The 21,726-nt window shown below is 47.7% G+C and carries 24 protein-coding genes; 22 read left to right on the top strand and 2 right to left on the bottom strand.

Translation table 11 applies throughout. The annotated features are described in order from the left end of the window. The 4 genes from BLS14_RS26870 (at nucleotide 1) to BLS14_RS26855 (ending at nucleotide 5,539) form a co-directional block, all read left to right on the top strand. The gene (locus tag BLS14_RS26870; protein WP_063566609.1) at nucleotides 1-792 is read left to right on the top strand and encodes an alpha/beta fold hydrolase; all 792 of its coding nucleotides are present in this window, start codon (nucleotides 1-3) and stop codon (nucleotides 790-792) included. A 240-nt stretch (nucleotides 793-1,032) separates the two neighbouring features. Further along, complete coding sequence (locus BLS14_RS26865; protein WP_079697091.1) at nucleotides 1,033-1,722, top strand: DUF6483 family protein; 690 nt, start codon at nucleotides 1,033-1,035, stop codon at nucleotides 1,720-1,722. 90 nt (nucleotides 1,723-1,812) lie between these two features. Further along, nucleotides 1,813-3,090 carry a class I SAM-dependent methyltransferase gene (locus BLS14_RS26860; RefSeq protein WP_090954861.1) on the top strand — a complete coding sequence of 426 codons (1,278 nt, stop codon included), beginning with the start codon at nucleotides 1,813-1,815 and terminating at the stop codon, nucleotides 3,088-3,090. A 274-nt stretch (nucleotides 3,091-3,364) separates the two neighbouring features. Continuing rightward, a complete protein-coding gene (locus BLS14_RS26855; protein ID WP_090954756.1) occupies nucleotides 3,365-5,539 on the top strand; it encodes an O-antigen ligase family protein in 2,175 nt (724 codons plus the stop codon). Nucleotides 5,540-5,725: 186 nt separating this feature from the next. On the opposite strand, the gene BLS14_RS26850 is transcribed toward BLS14_RS26855, so the two are convergent. Then, on the bottom strand, nucleotides 5,726-6,073 hold the full coding sequence (locus tag BLS14_RS26850) for a dehydrogenase (RefSeq protein WP_090954755.1): 348 nt from the start codon (nucleotides 6,071-6,073) through the stop codon (nucleotides 5,726-5,728). Between the two features lie 160 nt (nucleotides 6,074-6,233). Between BLS14_RS26850 and BLS14_RS26845 the strand changes: the two genes are divergently transcribed. The 17 genes from BLS14_RS26845 (at nucleotide 6,234) to BLS14_RS26765 (ending at nucleotide 19,797) form a co-directional block, all read left to right on the top strand. Beyond that, on the top strand, nucleotides 6,234-6,848 hold the full coding sequence (locus BLS14_RS26845) for an undecaprenyl phosphate transporter UptA (RefSeq protein WP_063566612.1): 615 nt from the start codon (nucleotides 6,234-6,236) through the stop codon (nucleotides 6,846-6,848). A gap of 2 nt (nucleotides 6,849-6,850) precedes the next feature. Further along, nucleotides 6,851-7,420, top strand: a complete 570-nt coding sequence (locus tag BLS14_RS26840; protein ID WP_079697089.1) for a thioredoxin family protein — start codon at nucleotides 6,851-6,853, stop codon at nucleotides 7,418-7,420. A 6-nt stretch (nucleotides 7,421-7,426) separates the two neighbouring features. Continuing rightward, nucleotides 7,427-8,059: an MBL fold metallo-hydrolase gene (locus BLS14_RS26835; protein ID WP_090954753.1), complete on the top strand. Its 633-nt coding sequence runs from the start codon at nucleotides 7,427-7,429 to the stop codon at nucleotides 8,057-8,059. A 271-nt stretch (nucleotides 8,060-8,330) separates the two neighbouring features. Next, on the top strand, nucleotides 8,331-8,582 hold the full coding sequence (locus BLS14_RS26830; protein WP_143021589.1) for a hypothetical protein: 252 nt from the start codon (nucleotides 8,331-8,333) through the stop codon (nucleotides 8,580-8,582). Nucleotides 8,583-8,681: 99 nt separating this feature from the next. Continuing rightward, complete coding sequence (gene sigY, locus BLS14_RS26825; RefSeq protein WP_231952702.1) at nucleotides 8,682-9,218, top strand: RNA polymerase sigma factor SigY; 537 nt, start codon at nucleotides 8,682-8,684, stop codon at nucleotides 9,216-9,218. A gap of 2 nt (nucleotides 9,219-9,220) precedes the next feature. Next, nucleotides 9,221-9,556 (top strand): YxlC family protein, encoded by a 336-nt coding sequence (locus BLS14_RS26820; RefSeq protein WP_072735545.1) that lies wholly within the window; start codon nucleotides 9,221-9,223, stop codon nucleotides 9,554-9,556. Beyond that, nucleotides 9,549-9,785, top strand: coding sequence for a hypothetical protein (locus BLS14_RS26815; protein ID WP_090811413.1), 237 nt, complete (start codon nucleotides 9,549-9,551; stop codon nucleotides 9,783-9,785). Before BLS14_RS26820 ends, BLS14_RS26815 begins: the two co-directional genes overlap by 8 nt. Nucleotides 9,786-9,911: 126 nt before the next feature. Further along, the gene (locus tag BLS14_RS26810) at nucleotides 9,912-10,295 is read left to right on the top strand and encodes a hypothetical protein (RefSeq protein ID WP_024631336.1); all 384 of its coding nucleotides are present in this window, start codon (nucleotides 9,912-9,914) and stop codon (nucleotides 10,293-10,295) included. A 303-nt stretch (nucleotides 10,296-10,598) separates the two neighbouring features. After that, nucleotides 10,599-10,886, top strand: coding sequence for an Asp-tRNA(Asn)/Glu-tRNA(Gln) amidotransferase subunit GatC (gatC, locus tag BLS14_RS26805; protein WP_063566618.1), 288 nt, complete (start codon nucleotides 10,599-10,601; stop codon nucleotides 10,884-10,886). A 27-nt stretch (nucleotides 10,887-10,913) separates the two neighbouring features. Further along, on the top strand, nucleotides 10,914-12,371 hold the full coding sequence (gatA, locus tag BLS14_RS26800) for an Asp-tRNA(Asn)/Glu-tRNA(Gln) amidotransferase subunit GatA (protein ID WP_064640573.1): 1,458 nt from the start codon (nucleotides 10,914-10,916) through the stop codon (nucleotides 12,369-12,371). Nucleotides 12,372-12,397: 26 nt separating this feature from the next. Then, a complete protein-coding gene (gatB, locus tag BLS14_RS26795) occupies nucleotides 12,398-13,837 on the top strand; it encodes an Asp-tRNA(Asn)/Glu-tRNA(Gln) amidotransferase subunit GatB (protein WP_090954751.1) in 1,440 nt (479 codons plus the stop codon). 120 nt (nucleotides 13,838-13,957) lie between these two features. Continuing rightward, nucleotides 13,958-14,422, top strand: a complete 465-nt coding sequence (locus tag BLS14_RS26790; protein ID WP_063566621.1) for a GNAT family N-acetyltransferase — start codon at nucleotides 13,958-13,960, stop codon at nucleotides 14,420-14,422. Between the two features lie 32 nt (nucleotides 14,423-14,454). Continuing rightward, on the top strand, nucleotides 14,455-15,165 hold the full coding sequence (locus tag BLS14_RS26785; protein ID WP_063566622.1) for an MgtC/SapB family protein: 711 nt from the start codon (nucleotides 14,455-14,457) through the stop codon (nucleotides 15,163-15,165). Nucleotides 15,166-15,311: 146 nt separating this feature from the next. Next, complete coding sequence (locus tag BLS14_RS26780; RefSeq protein WP_090954749.1) at nucleotides 15,312-15,905, top strand: hypothetical protein; 594 nt, start codon at nucleotides 15,312-15,314, stop codon at nucleotides 15,903-15,905. 26 nt (nucleotides 15,906-15,931) lie between these two features. Then, a complete protein-coding gene (locus BLS14_RS26775; protein ID WP_072735543.1) occupies nucleotides 15,932-17,332 on the top strand; it encodes a DUF4097 family beta strand repeat-containing protein in 1,401 nt (466 codons plus the stop codon). Nucleotides 17,333-17,506: 174 nt separating this feature from the next. Then, nucleotides 17,507-17,929 carry a peroxide-responsive transcriptional repressor PerR gene (gene perR / locus BLS14_RS26770; protein WP_024631328.1) on the top strand — a complete coding sequence of 141 codons (423 nt, stop codon included), beginning with the start codon at nucleotides 17,507-17,509 and terminating at the stop codon, nucleotides 17,927-17,929. Nucleotides 17,930-18,066: 137 nt separating this feature from the next. Then, nucleotides 18,067-19,797 (top strand): glycosyl hydrolase family 18 protein, encoded by a 1,731-nt coding sequence (locus tag BLS14_RS26765; protein ID WP_090954747.1) that lies wholly within the window; start codon nucleotides 18,067-18,069, stop codon nucleotides 19,795-19,797. A gap of 124 nt (nucleotides 19,798-19,921) precedes the next feature. Here BLS14_RS26765 and BLS14_RS26760 read toward each other — a convergent pair whose 3' ends face one another. After that, nucleotides 19,922-20,326, bottom strand: coding sequence for a YgzB family protein (locus BLS14_RS26760; protein ID WP_053778954.1), 405 nt, complete (start codon nucleotides 20,324-20,326; stop codon nucleotides 19,922-19,924). Nucleotides 20,327-20,448: 122 nt separating this feature from the next. Here BLS14_RS26760 and BLS14_RS26755 point away from each other — a divergent pair, with 122 nt between their 5' ends. Continuing rightward, nucleotides 20,449-21,330, top strand: coding sequence for a nucleotidyltransferase-like protein (locus BLS14_RS26755; RefSeq protein WP_256336697.1), 882 nt, complete (start codon nucleotides 20,449-20,451; stop codon nucleotides 21,328-21,330). Nucleotides 21,331-21,726 lie beyond the last annotated feature (396 nt).

Raw genomic sequence — 21,726 nt, 5'->3', positions numbered from 1 at the left:
ATGGAAAAAGTGATGTGTGACGGAACGACGATTTGTTATGCCGAACAGGGTAAGGGAGAAGCACTCATTTTGCTCCACGGATACTGCGGCAGTTCATCCTACTGGGATGAAGTGGTGCCTGAGCTTGCACGCAGCTATCGTTGCATCGTACCCGATCTGCGTGGACACGGCAAAACGGACGCACCTGTAGGTAGTTATACCATTGATCAGATGGGCAATGACGTATTGCAATTAATGGACGAGCTAAAGGTGGACAAGGCTTTCCTACTCGGTCACTCCATGGGCGGATATATCGCACTTTCTATCGCACAGCGCCACCCAGAACGATTGAATGCCTTCGGCTTGATTCATTCCACAGCCTATCCGGATAGTGAAGAAGGCAAAGAAAAACGCCTTCGTGCAGTATCCACCATTCAGACGGAAGGCATTGTTCACTTTGTAGATGGGCTGGTTCCCGGTTTGTTTGCACAAGAACATTTGGAATCGCTATCGACGCAAGTGACTCGTGTGAAGGAAATTGGTTACCAGACTGCGCCACAAGGGGCAACTGGAGCTGCACTGGCTATGCGGGAACGACCGGATCGTCGTGATGTATTGTCCGCTACACCGCTTCCTGTCCTACTGGTTGCCGGAGAGAAGGATGCCGTCATTCCGCCGGAACGTACATTCACAAGTGACAAACCACATATTACACAAGCCGTGATTCCTGGGGCAGGACATATGAGCATGTATGAAGCTCCGGAAGATTTAATTCAGGTCATTAAACAATTTTTGACGGGATTATCGAAGTAATAATGGAACATGAATAGAGTATCGGATGATTTCGCCTCCTTGGCGGAGCGTCAGTATTTTGCTAAACCCCTGCAACGTTCGCTCAAGAACGGCAGGGGTTTTATTTGTTCAGGGCCAGAGCATAGGACGAGCCATAGACCATGTTTTGGCTTTTTGTCATGGCATGAATTAAAATGATGAGAATGGATCATGCAAGTGAAACTGGAATGTACACGATCGAATGATGAGGGGGCACATAGCATGTTCAGGAAAGATTATCTGCTCCGCATGATGGAGGAAATGACAGAAGCGATCGGCAAAGTATTTACACTTAAACAACAGCGAAAACACACGGAGGCTCTGTCCGAGCTGGACGAGCTGCTGCGTAGGCAGTTTGGACTGAATTTATCTCTGCTGAACTCACTGCCGGCCGAGGATGTCATTGAAATGTTCCGTTTTCGCGGCGTCATTGAAGTGGACAATCTGCAACAAGCCGCCAGGCTGATCGAAGAAGAGGCGTACATTTATAATGAAAAGGCCAAAGTAGAGGGCATAGATGACCAGGAAAAGATGGAGTCGGAGAATGAAGCACTTATTCGTCTGATGAGATCACTTCATTTTTACCTGTACGCACTGAATAATGGGGCTAATCCGAAGCTGCTGGATGCACCAGATCGTGTGGAGGGAATATTGGAGCAGACGAAACAATACGAACTTCCGGCACGAACGGAAAAGCAGCTTGCCCTGTATCGTGAACAGCAGGGGCGTTATGATCAGGCTGAGAATAGCTGGTACAGACTGCTGCAGGTAGACGATAGTCATCCCATTCATTATCGGGGTGAGGTGCAGGCTTTCTATGAAAGGTTAAGACAACTGGAAGATGAGCAATTGCAACAAGGTGGTTTGCCTCGTGAGGAAGTGGAAGAGGGGATTGCCGAGCTGAACCGTTAAACCGATGAATAGGCCGTTAACTTGGAGAGGGAACGGAATTGTGTTATGGTAACGGTTGACCAAACCAAACCGAAAGTGAGATGTACCCCCGTGGATTCATTGCGAAAGCTTATACAAGACATCTTTGAACAGAATTCGCTGATTACAGCGACCTGGAGCCAGCTGCGCAGACGGGACAATGTCTCGTATACGAAAGTGCAAGTCAAGCCGGTAACGCTCAAGAATCAGCTTCATTATCAATTCGCATTTCATTATACCAACAAAGTGCTGCACGAGAATTTGACTCCGGATGAAGCGGCAGAGCGCATGACTTTGCTATGCGAAGAGACGTTTCGTCAAGGACTGCTCTGTACTACAGACGCAGACTATCAAATTTTGATCAGCAAAAAATATAAAGTGTCCATCTTGACCAAGTCGCCTTCCAAGACTGCGGTGGACCTCTCGCATAATCGCAAAAAGCAATATGTGCTGGAAGATGGAGTTCCCGTTTCATTTCTGGTGGAGCTGGGGATTATGAGCGAGGAAGGCCGCGTTTTGGCTCGCAAGTACGACAAGTTCAGACAGATCAACCGTTTCCTCGAAATGGTTCAGGACGTCATCCCGCATCTGCCGGAGGGCCGTCCACTTACCATTGTTGATTTTGGTTGCGGGAAGTCTTATCTCACCTTTGCTTTATATCACTATTTGTCCGTACAGCAGCGCAGATCGCTTAAAATTATTGGCCTCGACTTAAAAGCCGATGTTATTGAACACTGCAATGATCTGGCAAACAAATTGCATTACGGTGACCTGAAGTTCCTCGTTGGAGACATCGCTGACTATGACGAGTTGAATGAAGTGGATATGGTTGTAACGCTGCATGCCTGTGATACAGCAACCGATGCTGCTTTGGAGAAAGCCGTTCGTTGGGGCGCTTCGGTCATTCTGTCTGTACCGTGCTGTCAGCATGAGCTATTTGATCAGATTGAATCCAACGTGATGAACCCGTTGTTGTCACACGGTATTCTGAAGGAACGTTTCTCCGCTTTGGCAACCGATGCCATTCGGGCCAAGCTGCTCGATCTGATGGGATACAAAACGCAGCTGCTTGAATTTATCGACATGGAGCATACGCCGAAAAATATTTTAATCCGTGCCGTACGAGGCCAGGCTGGGCAGACTGCTGACATGTGGAACGAATATACCGCATTCCGTGATTTCATTCACGCAGATCCTTATTTGGAGCGGGCTTGTGCGGACTTGCTCCCAGGTGGTGGCAAGCTGAAAGAAGCTGCACCGAACCAAGGGGCAGATGCGAGCCAGGAGAATTCAAATGGGGAATCGACCAAAGGTGTCACCCAAGATGCCAGCCACTGTGATCACTGTTGAATGTGAATGTCTATGGAACAATGAAAAGTGATGCATAATGTTTGATGGCAGATGGCAAGAAGGATGATACATGATTGAGTTGCTTGATCCTTTGAGACGATGCAGTTCGTCTGCCATCGCCGTTGACGGGACATACTGATAAGAGGGTCCCGTGAAAATAAATATAATGTGCCAAAGGCATGAAATCAGGCAGAAGACCCTAATGGGGCTTCTGTCTTTTTTTGTTTGAAATTCATTAAGAGGAATACGGAGACGGGAGAAAGGAGAGGGACATATGAAGGGAGGAAAATCAGATGAGAAAGCCAAGTGGAGTTCAGAATCGGCATTAACGGCAGTTCTTGGTTTAATTGCAGTGGCTTTACTGTTGACAGGATGTCTATGTAGGGGATTGTTTTATACTACGGACGTATATCCCATGGTACTCATGGCATCAGGAAGTGTACTTATTTGGTTTGTTTTGTTCATTATGTGCTTTAATGCACCGAAGACGAGAGGGCAGTTAGGGATTGCTCAGTGGTTGGATTACCTCAAACGACTATATGAGGCGATTATGCAGTATGCTCACTTCCGCTGGATGCTTTGGCCCCTGGCAATAGCAGTCTGGTTTGGCCTGCATGTATGGATGGGCTCTGTAAGCGTACAGGGAAGTTTGGATGAGATGCTGCGCTGGAGCCTTCTGGCGATATTTGCGTTGCTAACCGTCATACTGGCATCACGCGCGAACGGAACGCTTTGGTTTGCCTGTGGCTGGCAATTGGCAGGCGGCCTGATTGTGCTAAGCGGAGTGCTAGCCGCGTGTGGTGTGCTGCCGCTGCCTTATGGGGTCATGCGAACCGCTGACCCCGAGATCAGCTCCGCTGGAGCCCGGCTCGGCGGATTGCTGCAGTACCCTAATGCGTACGGTGCCATTGTTGGCATGTACGCATTGGAGCGGCTGGCTGCCGCCGCGCGCGCCATGGCCCGGCCGTTGTCGGCCGGGCGGCTCATCGCGGCAGCACTGCCGCTCATGCCCGCGCAAGCCGCGCTCCTGCTGAGCGAGTCGCGCGGCGCTTGGCTGGCGACCGGCTGCGCCGCGGTCGCCGCCTTCGCTTTGCAGCGGCGCGGTGCCCGCCTGCCGCTGCTGCTGGCCACAGCCGCGCCCTTGGCGTGCGCGGCCTGGCTCTACCGCCAGCTGGCTGCGGCCCAGCTGGCGCCTGCACCCGTGCCCGGCCTGCTGGCACTGGCCGGGGCATGGGCAGCTGCGCTGCTCGGCACGCTGCTGCTGTGCCGTTTGTGGCACAGCGACGCTCGTGCACGCGCCGCTGCCCTCACGGCCACAGTGCTGGCGGGAATCGCCGCCGCCACTGTGGCCGTGGCCTCCACAGCCGACCGCATGGCGGCTGGTGTCGGCACAGGGCTGTCCCGCCTTCAGATGTGGCGGGACGCCCTGAAGCTCTGGACCGAGGCCGCATGGCTGGGCCACGGGGGAGAGACATGGCGCAACATGTTTCGCGCCATCCAATCCTCGCCTTATGTCGGAGGCGAGGTCCACAACGGCTTCCTCGATCTGGCCCTCGATACAGGCGTGATCGGGTTGCTGCTCATCGTCGGATGGTTCTTTTCCACCCTGCGAACGATGTGGAGGCATGCACCGCAGCTGCTGCCTTCGGTTATTGTTTTTGTCCTCCATGGCGCTATGGACTTTGACTGGAGCTTCACCTTCAATTGGATGCTGTTCATTTGGCTTGGGGGCTGGGCCCTCTCGTCGTCAACTCTTCAGGAATCCGTGGCTGACAAAAAACGGTCTCGTTTTCTCCGTCCGTTAAGCCCGTGGCCTCAACGGATATTAACCGGACTGTTCGTCATGTTTTGGCTCGGCGGCACAGTCTGGCTTGCTGGACAACAAGTGGCGGCAGAACAACAATATCGTTTAGCCATGTCAAAAAATACAGAAGGTGCTGAACGTAAAGCGCTTCTTACTGCGGCGTACAAGTTTAACCCCTACAGGCCGGATATCGCCATCTCCTTGTCCCGTACGATTCCAGCGGGAAAGGCTGACTCCATATTGGTGCAGAGCTTGTCCTTTTCCCCTGTTTCACCCCAACTCTACGGAGAGCTGGGGCGGTTAGCCGCTCAATCGGGTAGAGGAGAGTCGGCCGGGAACTATTTTGAACAAGGCCTGGCCCAGAATCGTTTTGACGCGTCCAGCCAGTCCCAAGCCCTATATTGGATGGAACAGGCATCACGGATGGAACTGGCGTCAGGGTATGCTGAACGAGGAAGGCAGACCGCTGCTGCTGGAGTATGGATATATGAACGTTACAGACAACTGGCCGAAAAAGTAGCATCAGAGAAGGATAGAAATGATCGGCGTTTTGAGCTTGGAGAAGACGCATTACGTTACGGGGATAATCTGCGCCTCCTTGCTTTTGATCCACTTGCTTCAGAGGTGACCAGAAAGATTCCCTGAATATCTGACCTCATCCAACGCTAAAAGAGAACGAGATCCATGAAAACAATGATTCAACTTGTAACGGCATGAACGATCTCGCATGGATCCAACGAAAGTATTGGCTTACGCCTCAGTTCGGGTTATTCAAAATCGAACAAAATGCTGCACCATAAGCTGTTCGTCTACCTGTTCATTGCTCCCAACTTACAAGCGATATCCGCCAAACGCATTCTTAAAGGCAGCTTGCAGCGGTTCTACCTCTACACCCCATAGAGTCGCAATATCTAAGCTGACATCCGCGTTCCACCATTCGCATAATTTTTTGCGATTATCCCGATTTTCTCCGATCCAGAGCAGATTGGCGATGACCTTCCCATAATACAATTCTTCCGCCTGCTTCATCAGCTCTGGGGAGATATATACCTTTAGCTTTTTGGCTGTTCGATACAGCTCTTTGCTGCATGCTCTTCGGATACCGCGGGCAGAAGGCAGTTTCTGGCCTGGGGTGTTATGTTTGACCGGGGGAGTACCGGGTGCTGATTTGAATGACATCTTCTCACGCTCCTCTCCCGATACCATATGCAAACGCCTGCCTGCGGGACACTATCCCAGACGGGTGAAGTAGCAACAGCTACAGGCCTGTGATAAAATAGGGACGAACATCCATGGTGCGGAAGGGCACTGCCAATCAGGATGAAGAAAGAGGGTCGAGATGGACGTTATTCATAACATTGTCAATCAATTATTCGATTGGATTCAGAGTCTTGGATACTTTGGAATTATGCTTGGACTAATGCTTGAAGTTATTCCGAGTGAAATTGTACTGGCATATGGAGGTTTTCTCGTTTCACAAGGCCATATTAATTTTTTCGGTGCATTGATTTTTGGTACCGTGGGCGGTGTCATAGCCCAGCTATTTATTTACTGGATTGGCCGTTATGGCGGAAGACCTGTACTTGAACGCTACGGAAAATACATACTGATCCAGAAAAAGCACATCGACCATTCCGAAGAGTGGTTCCGCAAGTATGGGACAGGGGTCATTTTCACGGCGCGTTTTGTTCCGGTCGTAAGACATGCCATATCGATTCCTGCCGGTATATCCAAAATGCATACGGGTCGATTTATTTTGCTGACAACCCTCGCTGTTATACCGTGGTCTGCATTGTTTATATATTTAGGGATGATACTTGGAGATCAATGGCAACATATCAACGAGAAAGCGGCACCTTATATTATGCCGATTTTGCTCGTTGCTCTCGCACTTATGATTGTTTATGTACTTATTAAATGGATGAATGCTCGTAAAAAGAAGGGAAGTGTCTAGTTATGGGAAAACCAAACTTGTCTCACAAATTCGGTAAAGGTTTGCCACCGAAAGATTTCATTGAGAGCATGACGAAGAACCAAAGTGAGTTTCAGGCAAACTATGACAGCTTTGTATGGCCAAGTGAGGATGATCGTGAATTTTTCGAAAGCCTGAATCACCGCGATGACTTGCGTGTGTTAATTTTGGCTGCTGACTGGTGTGGCGATGTGGTACGCAATGTTCCAGTCGTATTCCAGGCGCTGGAAATTTCCGGCATTCCGACAGAAGTTCTTATTTTGGAAAATCACCCTGAAGTGATGGATGAGTTCCTTACGATGGGCGGACGCTCTGTTCCTGTCGTTATTTTTGCAGATACGGGCGGACATGTACTGGGTCAATGGGGACCTCGTCCGCAACATGTGCAGGAAGTTATGGTTGAATTCAAACGTCTCAACCCGGACCGTGAAGCGGCAGATTATCAGGATAATTTGGCTGTAGCACGTCAAGAGATTGGTAAACGTTATGGGGAAGGAACGGAGTCAAATGCAGCTATTATTCGTGAGTTGCGTGAACTGATTTCGGGTTACTGAGCCGATATGCTTAACATTCGTACATTTTCTTTGGGACCGCTCCAGACCAATGCGTATCTGTTGCAGGGTGATGATCCAGGTAAAGCCGTAATCATTGACCCTGGAATGAATCCGGGCTCATTACTCAAAGCCATTCAGGACCTGGAGATCGAAGCGATCCTGCTTACTCACGCACATTTTGATCATATGGGCGGCGTGGATGAAATTCGACAATTGAAAGGCTGTCCCGTTTATTTGCATGACTTGGAGAGTGATTGGCTTACGACGCCGAAATTGAATGGTTCTTTGAACTGGCCGCAGGCTACCCCGCCGCTTTCGACAGATCCAGCTGAATATGCCTTGGACGAAGGGCAGACTCTGAACTTTATTGGTCATACGTTCAAAGTGTACCATACACCGGGACACTCCCCAGGCAGTGTAAGTCTGCTGTGTGGTGACGATCTGTTTGCTGGTGATGTTCTGTTCCGTATGGGTGTAGGCAGAACGGATCTGACCGGAGGTCGTGAACGGGATCTGATTGATTCCATCCAGAACAAGTTATACACCTTCGCGGATGAGGTCAAAGTGTATCCAGGTCATGGTCCCAAAACGACAATCGGTTATGAGAAGAAGAACAATCCTTACGTGTCTGCAAGATGATCCGACAATTTATGTGAAGAAAGTCTGGACAAGTGACAACTTTTTCATTAGAATAGCAATTAGTTGTTACAAGCGTTAAAGCACCATCTAACTGAAGCAATACAAAGAAACACCCTAACTTGCGAAGCACGCAGACTGTGGTCTATACCCGGTTTGCGTTCTTTTTTTGTTTTCAGCTACTTTTTTATCAAAGTTACATCCGTTTAACCCTACATACAGATCGTTGACAAGTATCTACAGAAGATCGTCTAATGAGAGCGAGGAATTAGAAGTGGAGAAAAAGCGAGTGATTCAGTTTGGACAACGTGCCGAGAACCTGATCATCGAAGAAAACCGTCTAGCAATGGAAAGTGGCAGAATAGAAGCAGTTACTCAGCGTCCTCAACTACATAACTACATGAATAATGAGATGAATCCAATCAAGGATCAACAGCAAAATATATGGAGAAGTCGTTTATTAAGCAGTGGAGCCCGCAACCAACCGTGGTTCGACAAACTGCAAGATTACCGAAATGAAGTCTGATTGCCCGGGAAATTGTCGGCTTCAGATTTTTTTTTGGATTGAATTGAACGTTTCTGCAGAGCCTGTCGTAATAACATAAGACTGAGCGGAGAGCAGGTGATGATGCAGATGGAGGCAGCCGAACTGGAAGAGGTACAGAGAGCGATACAGGGGGATGACAGTGCACTGGCAGAACTGCTGCAGCGTCACTACGCCTTTGTGTATAAGTATCTTGTCAAAGTAACGATGGACCCCAACGTTGCTGAGGAGACGGTGCAGGATACGATGATTCGATGTATGGAAAATATTTATAGATACGATGGCTCGTCTGCCTTTTCGTCATGGATGATTACGATTGCCACCCGTATATATATCGACAAGTCCAGGCGCAGGCGAAGAGAACAGATTTGGCTGGAAGCCATTCGGAATCAGGCTGTACGGAAATTGCGGTGGCAATTTGAGAGCCGGAATGAAGAATGGACAGATGTTATGGATGCCATGACAAGGTTAACCCCAGAACATCGTATTGCCGTCCTGCTGAAGCATTATTATGGTTATGGCTATGATGAAATTGGTGAAATGCTGGGTATTCCATCCGGAACGGCGAAGTCTCGAACTGCCTATGGCCTTCGTCAATTGAGAAAGGAGCTGGGTTGAGCATGAGCAGATCTGAGGAACAGGATGAACAAGAGATTCTGAAGCGGATGCAACAACAGATGAGAGTGCTCGATGATGCGTATGAGCCTGTAAACATTCCTTCATTAGCCTCCATTGAAGCCCAAGTCAAGGAACGAAAACAAATGAGACGACGAGCCAATCGGATCGAAATGATTTTTTTCTGGATTGTGGGATTGTTCATTATCGCTTTTGGTGCCTTATTGTTCCATTCGGCTCCAGCTCTATATTTGGGTATCCAGGCGATTAGCTTGTGCGCAGCGATTGCCGTGGGAGTAATCTGGTCAGGGAGACGCCGGAAGGAGACTCGTCATGAATGATCTGCATTATTCTTTAAATGAGATTCCTCTCATATGGCTTATTCTGATTGCCGTTCTTTTGCTAATACAGGGAACATGGATCTTTCAGGATGCACGCAGACGTGGCCGTTTCCCCTGGTTATGGGGATTGTGGGGCATTACCGGATTCCCAACACCTTTGATCATATATTGGTTCATTGTGGTGCGAGCAGATCGCAGACCCCCTAAGCAAACGTCGGACAAATCATAGAGTTCACGGGTTGGAAAAAAGATTTTGCACAAATGTTTTGTTTAATTCTAGTAATCGTAGACAGCGCTATTCTTTTCTAGTAGACTATACAAATAATAAAAAGATAGACTACCAGGAGGTTAGACGATGCTGCGATTAGGAGAGAAGGTTGTCATCGTCGCGGATGCGTTTGAGCAGAATCTTCCTGTGGGGGAATATGGTTTCATCATCGCTTATGACCGGAATCCGGACAATGCGTTCGATTACGTGCTTCGAGTGCCGCAGGTGAATCGGAACTTTTTTGTTCCATCCGGCGACGTCGATCTAGAAGAGGTTCTGCTGAAGCAGGAAGCTGAGCGGGTCGAGCGAGAAGCGTTGATAGATTACGCCCTTGCGACACACAATGAGAAACTGTTTCATCATCTGATGAACGGAGATTTTCAAGCTGTGGAAGAGGAAGAGGAAACCGCGAACGATGTTATGTCCCAGGCGGATTTTATAAAGCAGGTTAACCTGCGTGCATGGATTTAGAATTTTAAGAGTCGGCTGATGCCGGCTCTTTTTTGATTAGACTGGAACATATGAACGTTGAAGCTCCTCATTATCCTGGTTAACGCGTAAAAATTCAGTTAATAGGTTTTGAAATTCGCATTAAAGGAAGACTCCCCTGATGTGGTGTTATTTTGCATATTCGGTAACTCGGGTCATTTGCATTGAATTGTCGAACTATCTCACCTATAATGAAAAAAGTTATCTTGGGACTTTAGCCCGTTAAACGGACGATTCGTTTTCGGCGGTTTCAGGAATTAGAACGAATGAAGGAGGCATCCGGAAATGAGTATTTCGAATAATGACGTTCAGCATGTGGCCAAGCTGGCCCGGCTTAATTTGACTGCTGAAGAAGAGCAAACCCTGACAGGGCAGCTGAACGCGATTTTAAAATATGCTGAGAAGCTGAATGAACTGGATACAGAGAACATTGAGCCTACCACTCACGTGCTGCACGTCAGCAATGTGATGCGTGAAGATGAGACGAAGGAAAGTCTGTCGATTGAACAGGTCATGCGCAATGCACCAGATGAAGAAGACGGGCAATTCAAAGTGCCTGCTGTAATGGAATAACGGATAACCGGAAGGAGGACGAATTACGTGAGTTTATTTGAACAATCGTTGCCGGAGATACATAACAAGCTGCACGCCAAGGAGCTGTCGGTCAGCGATCTGGTGAATCAGGCATATCAGAACATTGGTGAACGGGATGAAAAGGTTAAGGCTTATCTGGCGCTGGATGAAGAACAAGCACGTGCTCGTGCACGTCAACTGGATGATCGTCTCGTCAGCGGTGAGGAGAAAGGTTTGCTTTTCGGTCTGCCAGTCGGCATTAAGGACAACATCGTTACGAACGGACTGCGTACAACATGCGGCAGCCAGTTTTTGCGCAATTTCGACCCGGTGTATGATGCAACGGTTGTCGAGAAGCTGAAAGCGGCGGATACCGTGACGATCGGGAAGCTGAACATGGACGAATTCGCCATGGGCGGCTCTAATGAAAATTCAAGCTTCTACCCTGTACGTAACCCATGGGCACTCGATCGTGTTCCAGGCGGCTCCAGTGGTGGATCTGCTGCGGCTGTTGCGGCAGGAGAAGCTTATTTCACATTGGGATCAGATACAGGGGGCTCGATCAGACAGCCTGCATCCTATTGCGGCGTTGTTGGTTTGAAACCTACCTACGGACTCGTTTCCCGCTTTGGTCTGGTTGCATTCGCATCTTCCCTGGATCAAATTGGACCTTTGACGAAAAATGTCGAGGATTCTGCCTATGTGCTGCAAGCCATTGCTGGTTATGACGCCAAAGATTCGACATCCGCGAAAGTGGATATCCCGGATTACTTGAGCGGACTGACAGGGGATGTCAAAGGACTTCGCATTGCTGTTCCGAAGGAATACATTGGTGAAGGCGTTGATCCTCAAGTTAAAGAAACCGTCCTGTCTGCCCTGAAAGTCCTCGAAGGACTCGGCGCAACATGGGAAGAAGTATCCCTTCCGCATACCGAATATGCGGTGGCTACGTATTATCTACTCGCTTCCTCGGAGGCTTCTTCGAACCTGGCTCGTTTCGACGGCGTACGTTATGGTGTTCGTGCAGACAATCCGGAAAACTTGCTGGATCTGTATCACCAATCCCGTAGTCAAGGTTTTGGTCCTGAAGTGAAACGACGCATCATGCTTGGAACCTATGCACTCAGCTCGGGTTACTACGATGCGTATTATTTGAAAGCTCAGAAAGTGCGTACGTTGATCAAACAGGATTTCGACGACGTATTTGCTAAATATGATGTCATCATTGGGCCAACTGCGCCAACAACGGCATTCAAACTTGGATCCCAAGTCGATGACCCACTTACGATGTATCTCAACGACATTCTGACTATCCCTGTCAGCCTGGCTGGTGTACCTGCAGTCAGCATCCCTTGCGGATTCTCGGATGGACTGCCTGTTGGCATGCAGATTATCGGTAAAGCTTTTGATGAAACGACCGTACTGCGCGTAGCGCATGCGTTTGAACAAAATACGGAATTCCACAAGCAGCGTCCGCAGCTGTAGACTGCCCGGAACGGAGGAATATAGAAATGTCCGCATCTAAATATGAAACGGTCGTTGGACTTGAAGTCCATGTCGAGTTGCATACAAACTCCAAAATCTTTTGCGGCTGCTCCACTGCCTTTGGAGCTCCGCCAAATACACATACTTGTCCGGTCTGTCTCGGACATCCAGGCGTATTGCCTGTATTGAATCGCCAGGCTGTAGATTACGCGATGAAAGCAGCCATGGCCCTTAACTGCACTGTTGCTGATGTCAGCAAGTTTGACCGCAAAAACTACTTCTATCCCGATTCTCCGAAAGCTTATCAGATCTCACAATTCGATCAACCGATTGGTGAGAATGGCTGGATCGATATTGAAGTCAACGGTGAAACGAAGCGAATCGGCATTACGCGTCTTCATCTGGAAGAAGATGCAGGGAAGCTTACCCACGTGGACGGCGGCTATGCTTCATTGGTCGATTTCAACCGTGTTGGTACGCCGCTCGTGGAGATTGTCTCTGAGCCGGAGATTTCTTCTCCGGAGGAAGCTCGTGCATATCTGGAGAAATTGCGTGCCATCATGCAGTACTGTGATGTATCCGACGTGAAGATGGAAGAAGGCTCACTGCGTTGTGATGCCAACATTAGTTTGCGTCCGCATGGACAGGAGAAGCTTGGAACGAGAGCTGAACTGAAAAACATGAACTCCTTCCGGGGCGTTCAGCGTGGTCTGGAATATGAACAGTATCGTCAAGCGGAAATTTTGGACGATGGCGGTGAAGTGGTTCAGGAAACTCGTCGCTGGGATGAGGCTCAAGGGAAAACACTGTCGATGCGCGGTAAAGAGCAGGCGCATGACTATCGTTATTTCCCAGATCCGGATTTGGTGAAGCTGCATATCGATGCAGCCTGGAAAGAACGAATCAGAGCTTCCATACCGGAGCTTCCGGACGAGCGTAAAGCCCGCTATACCGCTGATTATGGACTGCCTAATTATGATGCTGAGGTTATTACCTCTTCCAAAGCGGTCGCTGATCTTTTTGAAGACAGTCTGAAATACACCAAGGATGCCAAAGCCGTATCCAACTGGATTATGGGTGATTTGCTTGGTTATTTGAATACCAGCAACCTTGAATTGACTCAGGTGCCACTGACTGGCCAAGGTCTGGGTGAGATGATTGGATTGCTTGAAAAAGGTACAATTAACAGTAAAATCGCCAAAACGGTATTTAAGGAAATGCTCGAGAGCGGCAAGCTTCCACAGCAAATTGTTGAAGAAAAAGGTCTGGTCCAGATTAGTGACTCAGGTGCCATTCTCGCGATTGTGGAGCAGGTTGTTGCGAACAACCCGCAATCCGTGGAAGATTACAAGGCTGGTAAGCAGAAGGCCATTGGCTTCCTCGTTGGTCAAGTCATGAAAGAAAGCAAAGGCAAAGCCAATCCGGGACTAGCCAATCAACTGCTTACAGATGTACTGAACCGCTAATCCATCCGGTGAGGCCGGACAGAAAGAGGCTCGTCCCTGTGACAGCCTCTTTTTGTTAGGGCATAAGTTTGATTTTATTGTCCTGGATTCAGTGGACGTACGAAGGAGATGAGGTAGGTTATGAAGATTCAATCTTTGTCATTGAATGATCTGGAGACAGTAGGGCAGCTCTGGCGACTGCAGCATGTAGCTTATCGGCTCGAAGCCGAGATCATCGGGTTCCAGGAAATTCCGCCTTTGATGGATACGATGGAGACACTTCAGAACTGTGGAGAGACTTTCTATGGCTATCTGGACACGGATGGGGAATTGCTTGGTGCGATTGCGGTGGATGAGGAAGAGATCAATACATTGACGATCACACGCATGATGGTGCATCCTGATCATTTTCGTAAAGGGATTGCTGCTGCTTTGATGACGTATGTGTTTGAACAGTATCCGGATCTTCCGCGTTATATCGTTTCCACAGGAACGTTGAACCAGCCAGCCGTGAAATTGTATACCAAATTCGGTTTTAAGCCAGTGGAGGTTGTACAGATTGCACCTGGAGTGGAATTAACGACATTTCATAAGAATAAAGATTAATGATGTGAACAACTGGAGGAGGAATACCGGCTTTGGGCAATCCCTGGTTAATAGATGAGTGGCACATTTTATTGCGATTATTACTGGCTATGCTGCTTGGAGGGCTTGTAGGCCTGGAGCGGGAGCGTTCCAATCATGCTGCTGGTCTGCGTACCCATATTCTGGTATGTCTTGGATCTGCACTGATCATGATGTTGTCTATTTATGGTTTTAAAGATTTTGCAAATGAATTAAACGTAAGGATTGATCCGGCTCGTCTGGCTACAGCCGTTATTACAGGCGTTGGATTTCTCGGAGCGGGCACGATTCTTTTTACCGGCAAGTCGATTACCGGACTGACAACGGCGGCTTCCATTTGGGTTGTGGCAGCTATCGGACTGGCAACAGGCGCAGGATTCTTTTTTGCCTCCATCGTGTCAACCGTCCTGGTATTACTTAATCTCTGGGTATTCAACAAGTTGGAGCTTAGGTATATACGGGGAAACAAACTGCATGTCGTTACACTTCATACTTTGTCTGAGCCCGGTTTTCTGGAACAGGTATCTTCATTTATGGAGCAGGAGAAGATCAAAATCCGTAAAATAACGGTGAATGAACAGGATTTGGCTTATGCTGAAATGATATCGGTTGAACGCAAAATTGAAATTGTGCTGCATGTCTACATGCCACATGAATTGAGTGCAGTGCATCTCGTATCCAAGTTAAGACAGTGGGAACATGTAACGAAAGTGTCAGTCGAATAATTGAATTAAACCCTCTGAGGCCTTTAGTGCCGGAGGGTTTTTGCTCATAACCATATTTCTTCCAGTTACTCTCCCGGCTCTTTAGGGTACTATCTAACCAAATGCATGAAGAGCGGGAACATCAGCCCGGAAGAAAGGAGTCGTTTATGAAACGGAAACGTCATTCGAACAATACTTCCAGCGGAACGCGCGGAAAACCTGTCCGAAATCGAACTCACAAGTTTATTGCCGGGTTACTAAGTGCGGTTATTCCGGGTCTGGGCCATATTTATCTCCGATTATACATGAGAGGTCTGACTTTCATGATGCTTGTACTTCTGGACTTGTCAGCACTCTTGTACTTCTCAACCATTGGAATACAGATCAATGTACCATTGCTTATCCTGTTGGCGTTGTTTATTCCGGTGATTTACTTTTACAATGTATTCGACGTATTGCAATCTGCGGACTGGGTGATGATGCGCAGGAGAAGAGCGGTTACCCACAATAGCTCGGACAAGCCCATTCCTAATGAACGTTCTGCAGGGGAAGCCATGATGGTGTGGGAAAGAGGCATTTCGTTTGGATTGCTCCTGATTGTAGGGGGATCGCTGCTGGTATTGTTCTTTCGTAAACCACGTTGGTTTAAAGAGTTAATCGCTGTGTATGGCGGATACACTTTTGCTGTTCTGATGATCGCAGGAGGACTAATCCTTTTCGGACGGGAAATCTGGGTCATGCTTCGCAAGAAGAAAATCTAATGTGAACTATTCAAGGAGGGATAGCCATGAACCGTAAAGTCCGGGTCGGCCGCTATACGGCTGCCGCCTTACTCGTAGCTGTCGGTGTGCTGTTGATTTTGGATAAACGGTGGGGAACGGACTATGTATATGAGATGGTCGATTGGTGGCCCCTCTTGCTCGTTGTGTTAGGTGTAGAATACATACTGTTGTTCTTAGTGACACGTCGAAGAGGGAATGCAGGTTCAGACAACCAAGGTGAGAAAATTAAAATGCGCTTCAGACCTGATGCGAAGGGCATCCTGACGTCCCTTGTCCTGACGGCTTCTGTATTTATCGTTTCTGAGCAGGATCATTATATGCATTTGTGGAACAGGGTGAGTCTTAATCTCGGAGCGGCATCCATGGACTATAGTCAGGCAGCAGGATATATGGAAGATAAGGGCACGATTCGGGTGCCTGTAGGTATGGATACATCGGACCTTGTTGTTGAGGGAGTGAACGGGGATATCTCGATACAGCGGGGGGATACGGAAGAGATTGAAGTGCGCACGGTAGTTTGGGTGGATCAGACAACTGAAGTACAAGCCAAAGCAGTGGCGGACGCTTCTTTTGTTGAGGCAGACGGGACAAAAGTGATTCATATCAAGACTACAGGCAAAACGTATGGAGAGAACGAGAAAACACAGCCGCGGATGAATATCACCATAACGATCCCGGATGATCGTCGTTTCAATCTCGATATTCGGACGTCCAATGGAGCCATATTGTTGAATCGTCCGGAAGCCATTAGTACCATTTTGGCCGAGACCGGAAATGGACGGATAAGAATTACGAATGCCGTAGGTGATATTTCCGGTAAAACGCTGAATGGTGATGTCGTTGTGGCAAATGCGATCGGAAATGTGGACTTGAACAGTAATCGTGGGGACATGAAGGCCCGTGGGGTTTCTGGAAATGTGAATCTGACTACACAAGTCGGAAGTATTAACATCACGGACTCCGTCGGAGAGATCACAGCGGATACCCGAAACGGAAATATCAATGTAGACGGCGCAAGTTTGGCAGTTAAAGCTCAATCCCTCAATGGGAGTATAAGTATTGTTTCCGCCAAAGTAGGCGGTGACTGGGACGTTTATAGCGCTGTAGGTGCTATTAACATTCTGCTTCCGGAGCGGGGGGATTATAGCCTCAGTGGTTCCAGCAGTTATGGAGATCTGCAAACGGATCTGCCGTTTAAAGTGAAGAATAAAACGATTGAGGGCCAGCTTGGTGAAGGAGAATATACGGTTAAAGTTGAAGGTAACAGCGACCTTACTATTGATCGTAATCCTGCAGTGCCTCCTGTTGGAACGAATTCATTGGATTCGGAAGATACAGACAATAACTTGGAACAAATGACCGAAGACGGACAGAATTCCCAAGACCAAACGTCCGAAGTTCCCTGACTGGTGCGTTGACAATAAACTTGCAATCGCCGTACAATAAATATAAACTGGCAAGGTTACACGGCAGGAAAATGTAATGTCGTTGTTCCAGCCGAGGATCAACTCTGAATGAAGAGAACATGTGATCATACATTCTGTCTCTGCAGAGTAATGAAAGGTAAGGCGGTGGGTTTTATGGCAACACGTGTCCAACATGCGTTGGAGCATCTGAAAACGACCGGTGTCCGTATTACACCCCAGCGTCATGCCATATTGAACTATCTGATGGAATCCATGGGGCATCCGACAGCCGATGAAATTTACCGTGCGCTTGAACCCCAGTTTCCCAGTATGAGCGTGGCGACTGTATATAACAATTTGAAGATGTTTCTGGAAGCGGGCATGGTCCGGGAGTTGACATACGGGGATAACTCAAGTCGCTTCGATGCCAATGTGACGGATCATTACCATGTTATCTGTGATAAATGCGGCAAGATTGAAGATTTTAGTTATCCTTCGCTAAAAAGCGTGGAGCTCCAGGCGGAGTCAAGTACAGGATTTGAAGTACATGGTCACCGGTTGGAAGTATATGGTGTTTGTAAAAGTTGCAGGGATTAAGAGAGATGAATTACAATATTAACGTGCAGAATTCAGTTTGGATTCTTCACGTTTTTTGTTTTTAGGACGATAGAATGTATATAGTCTTCAGCAGTTTAGCTATTTCATGATTCAGCATGATTAACGGAGGTAGACGTTTGAGTAGAAAAAGCAGATATACACGTCAGAAGCGCCGCTCGTTCTGGCCTGGATTTTTGGCTGCCTGTGTTGTTGCAGGCGGTGCTTATTGGCTAATAACGAATGTTTGGCTTAATCAGATTCACGAAGACCCCGACTGGATTGGTATGAATCAACCTATTTTTGTAGACGGACAATTGATGGATGGCGAGGCTTCAGGAACGGGAGATCAGCTTAAATTGCCCGTATCGGTGCTGCAAGAGGCGATCGATTCCGGAATACGTTATGAAGCAGACACAGGAGATATCATTATTGCAACACCGCAGCGAGTACTCCATATGAAGGAAGGCAGTACGAAAGCGGAACTTAATCATCGAGATTATCCCATGACGGTTAAACCGGAGGTGGTTGGGGGGGAAGCTTATATTCCGCTCAAACCATTGAAAGAAGTATATGGGATAGCTATACAGGAAGATGTTACAACGGGTGCCGTTCTGCTGATGCGTGGAGGTGACACGATTCAGTATGCGGAGATTAATACATTGTCTTCCAAGGCAGACAAAACGGTTCCTTTGTACAAACGCGGGGGAGAATCTTCTCCCATCATCGCCGATATGGAGCAGGACGCACGAGTAAGGGTATGGCAGACAGGTGATGACCAGAGCTTTGTTCAGTTGGATAATGGTTATGCCGGTTATGTGGCTAATAAGTATGTCACTCTTACGGAGGTAAAGGAACTGGACAAGCCTAAATTTACCCTGACTGCGGCGGAGAAAAAGTGGCAGAATAAACCGGTCAACCTGGTTTGGGAAGCCGTATACAACCGACAGCCTGATGTGTCTTCGATTGGCAAGATGCCTGGAGTTAATGTGGTAAGCCCCACATGGTTCCATATTACAGATGGACAAGGCAACGTAAAAAGTAAAGGGGATAAAGCATACGTCAACTGGGCTCACCATTCCGGCATGGAAGTATGGGGCTTGATGGATAACAGCTTTGATCCGGATGTTACGAAAGAAGCCGTGGCCTCATATGAGACACGTACGCGTATTATAGAGCAGATGCTGGAGTATGCACAGACGTATCATTTGGACGGCATTAACATTGACTTTGAGAATGTCTATACAGACGATGGACCGAATATCACTCAATTTGTCCGCGAAATCAAAGCAATGGCGCGCATTCATGGTTTGATGCTCTCGGTTGATGTGACGCCGAAATCGAACAGTGAGATGTGGTCTGCTTTTCTGGATCGTCGCTCGTTAGGCTCTTTTGCCGATTATATTGTCGTTATGGCGTATGACGAGCACTGGGCTGCGAGTCCAAAGGCCGGTTCGGTTGCCTCGCTTCCTTGGACCGAGTCTTCTATGAGAAAGATCCTGGAAGAGGATGAAGTACCATCGAACAAATTGATTATGGCTGTGCCGCTATATACTCGAATCTGGACGGAAGAGACCAATGATCAAGGAGAAGTGAAAGTGTCTTCCAAAGCGGTAGGCATGAGCACCGTCGCAGAGCTGATCAAGGAAAAGAAACTCAAACCTGTTCTGGATAAACAAAGCGGACAGAATTATGTGGAATATTCCGAGGATGGGGCCACTAAGAAAATCTGGATAGAAGATGCCGTTTCGCTTCAGGCACGTGTTGATTTGGTTGCTTCGTTGAAATTGGGTGGAGTAGCTGCATGGAATCGAAGCTTCGCCGATGCATCAGCATGGGAGACGCTAAAACAGGCAGGGTATTCGAAATAAACATGAAATAGCTCTCTTTGAACTTATATATTAATTAATTTAAAAGTGCTTCTGAAATTCAAAAAAAGGTCCGGTGAAGATACCGGGCCTTTTTTCTGTCTCTGGGCTTTGATGAAAAGAAAATCTAGCTGTTGGAACTCATGCCATGATCTGTGTCCGAAGGGGATGGAGGTGTGGAATGCGCTTTCAGTTGTGAACTGGTAGTATTGGCCTGATTAGGGTCCAGGGTAAGGATGGTGTGACAGAACATACAACGATCCGTCTTGCCGAGCATTTTGGTTAACTTGCCACATTCCGGACAGTCCACTTGTACTGCGCTTGTGGAAAGCATACCAGCCCAGAAATAAATGGCCAGACTAGCCATCATGGCGATCAGGCCGATGACGAGTCCCACAGCGGCAAATACTTTGCCTGCGTGTCCCCAGAACACAATTCCGGCAGTTCCCAGTACCATTAGGCCCATGCCTAGCATGGTAAGCAGTAGTCCCCAAGTGCGAAAAGCATTAATTTTTGCTGATTTAAAAATCATGAAAAATGCTCCTATCGTATGAGTAGTATCGGACCTGGATAAGAAGGAAACTTCAGCCTACATGTAGAATTACATTATAACTGACTTGGCGCTTATCTGCCATGAATTGTATGGAGGGAATCGTGGAACTAAAGAACCTTGCTTTTTTGTCCGAACAGTCGGAAGAGACAGGGGCAGTTGGGGCTATCGCTTATTCCCACCCGGGAGAGCGATTCCACGGCTCCCTAATCCAGGATTTTGAATTGCTCGTACTTGTTGTTCATAATACCGACCAGTTGATATCCAAGGTTGGACACTACAAATATGGTGATCTTCGTTATCAAATAATCTATGTCAGCCGTCATGAGCTGCAGAGCAGTGTAATCACGGGGGATAACAATAACATCATGCAGTGCCTAATTGAAGGTGAGATCATCTGGGAAGCGGATAACGCCTTGAGTGATTTGCGAGAGGAACTATCTGCTTTTGGAACCGAACTGCGTGAGCAAAAGCTGCTACATGAATTCGCCAGTTTTTTGAGAATGTATGTGGAAGCCAAACGTTACATTCAAGAGGGCCATGTTGTTGATGCCTATTACAATGTACTTGAGGCTCTGGGGAACTGGGCAAGAATTGTACTTATTGAACAGGGGATCTACCCAGATCATGCGGTCTGGACACATGTGCAGAGTTTGGATCGTGCTTTGTGGAAGCTCTATCAGGAGCTTACAGTAAGTTCAGAGACTCTGGAACAGAGAGTTGAGCTTGTGCTGCTTGCTTGTGAATTCTCAGTGATGTCCAAAATGAGCGATTGCTCTGGAATGCTTCTGCGTGTGCTTGGAAGTCGAAGAGAGCCGTGGGGTATGGATGAACTTGTCCATCATCCACAGTTGAGATTCGTACGGGAGGATTTGCCGCTTATCCTTCGTAAGCTGGTGTTTCGTTCTATAGTAAAAGAATCGGCAGGATGGCCATCCTTTATAGGAGGAGATGGGCGGGAAATCCGCTATTGGATTGAGGCGTAGTTACTCGTGAAGCCTGACGTTATATGGATTATAAAGTGGGAGGGGAAACCTTCCTTTTTTGTTTGTTTAATAATTTATAAAAAGAGGTTGACTCTTATTCAGGAAATATGATACATTATATTTCGTTCCTCAAACGAGCTTATCGTCAACAAATGATAAATTCTGCATAGGAATTAGTGAAGAACGGAAGCTTCAAAAAAAGAAATTAAAAAAAGTTCTTGACGAAAACAAACGAGATGTGATACATTATTTAAGTCGCCGCCGAAAACACGGTTGAGACGAAAAAGAGTAACGCAAATCGAGTTTGATCTTTGAAAACTGAACAACGAGTGAGTAACGATCTTGCTTGCAAGATCGACGCTGAGAAATCGGTACACGTCTTCGGACTGTATGATT

This window comes from Paenibacillus sp. OK060 (genome assembly GCF_900101205.1).
Classification (GTDB): Bacteria; Bacillota; Bacilli; order Paenibacillales; family Paenibacillaceae; genus Paenibacillus; species Paenibacillus marchantiae.
Note: the sequence above shows the minus strand (reverse complement) of the source record. Positions and strands in the feature narration are given on the sequence as shown.

What these genes read in the sequence shown, in the direction of transcription:
- BLS14_RS26870 (WP_063566609.1), top strand. Translation starts at nt 1, where the DNA reads ATGGAAAAAGTGATGTGTGACGGAACGACGATTTGTTATGCCGAACAG.
- BLS14_RS26865 (WP_079697091.1), top strand. Translation starts at nt 1,033, where the DNA reads ATGTTCAGGAAAGATTATCTGCTCCGCATGATGGAGGAAATGACAGAA.
- BLS14_RS26855 (WP_090954756.1), top strand. Translation starts at nt 3,365, where the DNA reads ATGAAGGGAGGAAAATCAGATGAGAAAGCCAAGTGGAGTTCAGAATCG.
- BLS14_RS26850 (WP_090954755.1), bottom strand. Translation starts at nt 6,073, where the DNA reads ATGTCATTCAAATCAGCACCCGGTACTCCCCCGGTCAAACATAACACC.
- BLS14_RS26845 (WP_063566612.1), top strand. Translation starts at nt 6,234, where the DNA reads ATGGACGTTATTCATAACATTGTCAATCAATTATTCGATTGGATTCAG.
- BLS14_RS26840 (WP_079697089.1), top strand. Translation starts at nt 6,851, where the DNA reads ATGGGAAAACCAAACTTGTCTCACAAATTCGGTAAAGGTTTGCCACCG.
- BLS14_RS26835 (WP_090954753.1), top strand. Translation starts at nt 7,427, where the DNA reads ATGCTTAACATTCGTACATTTTCTTTGGGACCGCTCCAGACCAATGCG.
- sigY (WP_231952702.1), top strand. Translation starts at nt 8,682, where the DNA reads ATGATGCAGATGGAGGCAGCCGAACTGGAAGAGGTACAGAGAGCGATA.
- BLS14_RS26820 (WP_072735545.1), top strand. Translation starts at nt 9,221, where the DNA reads ATGAGCAGATCTGAGGAACAGGATGAACAAGAGATTCTGAAGCGGATG.
- BLS14_RS26815 (WP_090811413.1), top strand. Translation starts at nt 9,549, where the DNA reads ATGAATGATCTGCATTATTCTTTAAATGAGATTCCTCTCATATGGCTT.
- BLS14_RS26810 (WP_024631336.1), top strand. Translation starts at nt 9,912, where the DNA reads ATGCTGCGATTAGGAGAGAAGGTTGTCATCGTCGCGGATGCGTTTGAG.
- gatC (WP_063566618.1), top strand. Translation starts at nt 10,599, where the DNA reads ATGAGTATTTCGAATAATGACGTTCAGCATGTGGCCAAGCTGGCCCGG.
- gatB (WP_090954751.1), top strand. Translation starts at nt 12,398, where the DNA reads ATGTCCGCATCTAAATATGAAACGGTCGTTGGACTTGAAGTCCATGTC.
- BLS14_RS26790 (WP_063566621.1), top strand. Translation starts at nt 13,958, where the DNA reads ATGAAGATTCAATCTTTGTCATTGAATGATCTGGAGACAGTAGGGCAG.
- BLS14_RS26780 (WP_090954749.1), top strand. Translation starts at nt 15,312, where the DNA reads ATGAAACGGAAACGTCATTCGAACAATACTTCCAGCGGAACGCGCGGA.
- BLS14_RS26775 (WP_072735543.1), top strand. Translation starts at nt 15,932, where the DNA reads ATGAACCGTAAAGTCCGGGTCGGCCGCTATACGGCTGCCGCCTTACTC.
- perR (WP_024631328.1), top strand. Translation starts at nt 17,507, where the DNA reads ATGGCAACACGTGTCCAACATGCGTTGGAGCATCTGAAAACGACCGGT.
- BLS14_RS26760 (WP_053778954.1), bottom strand. Translation starts at nt 20,326, where the DNA reads ATGATTTTTAAATCAGCAAAAATTAATGCTTTTCGCACTTGGGGACTA.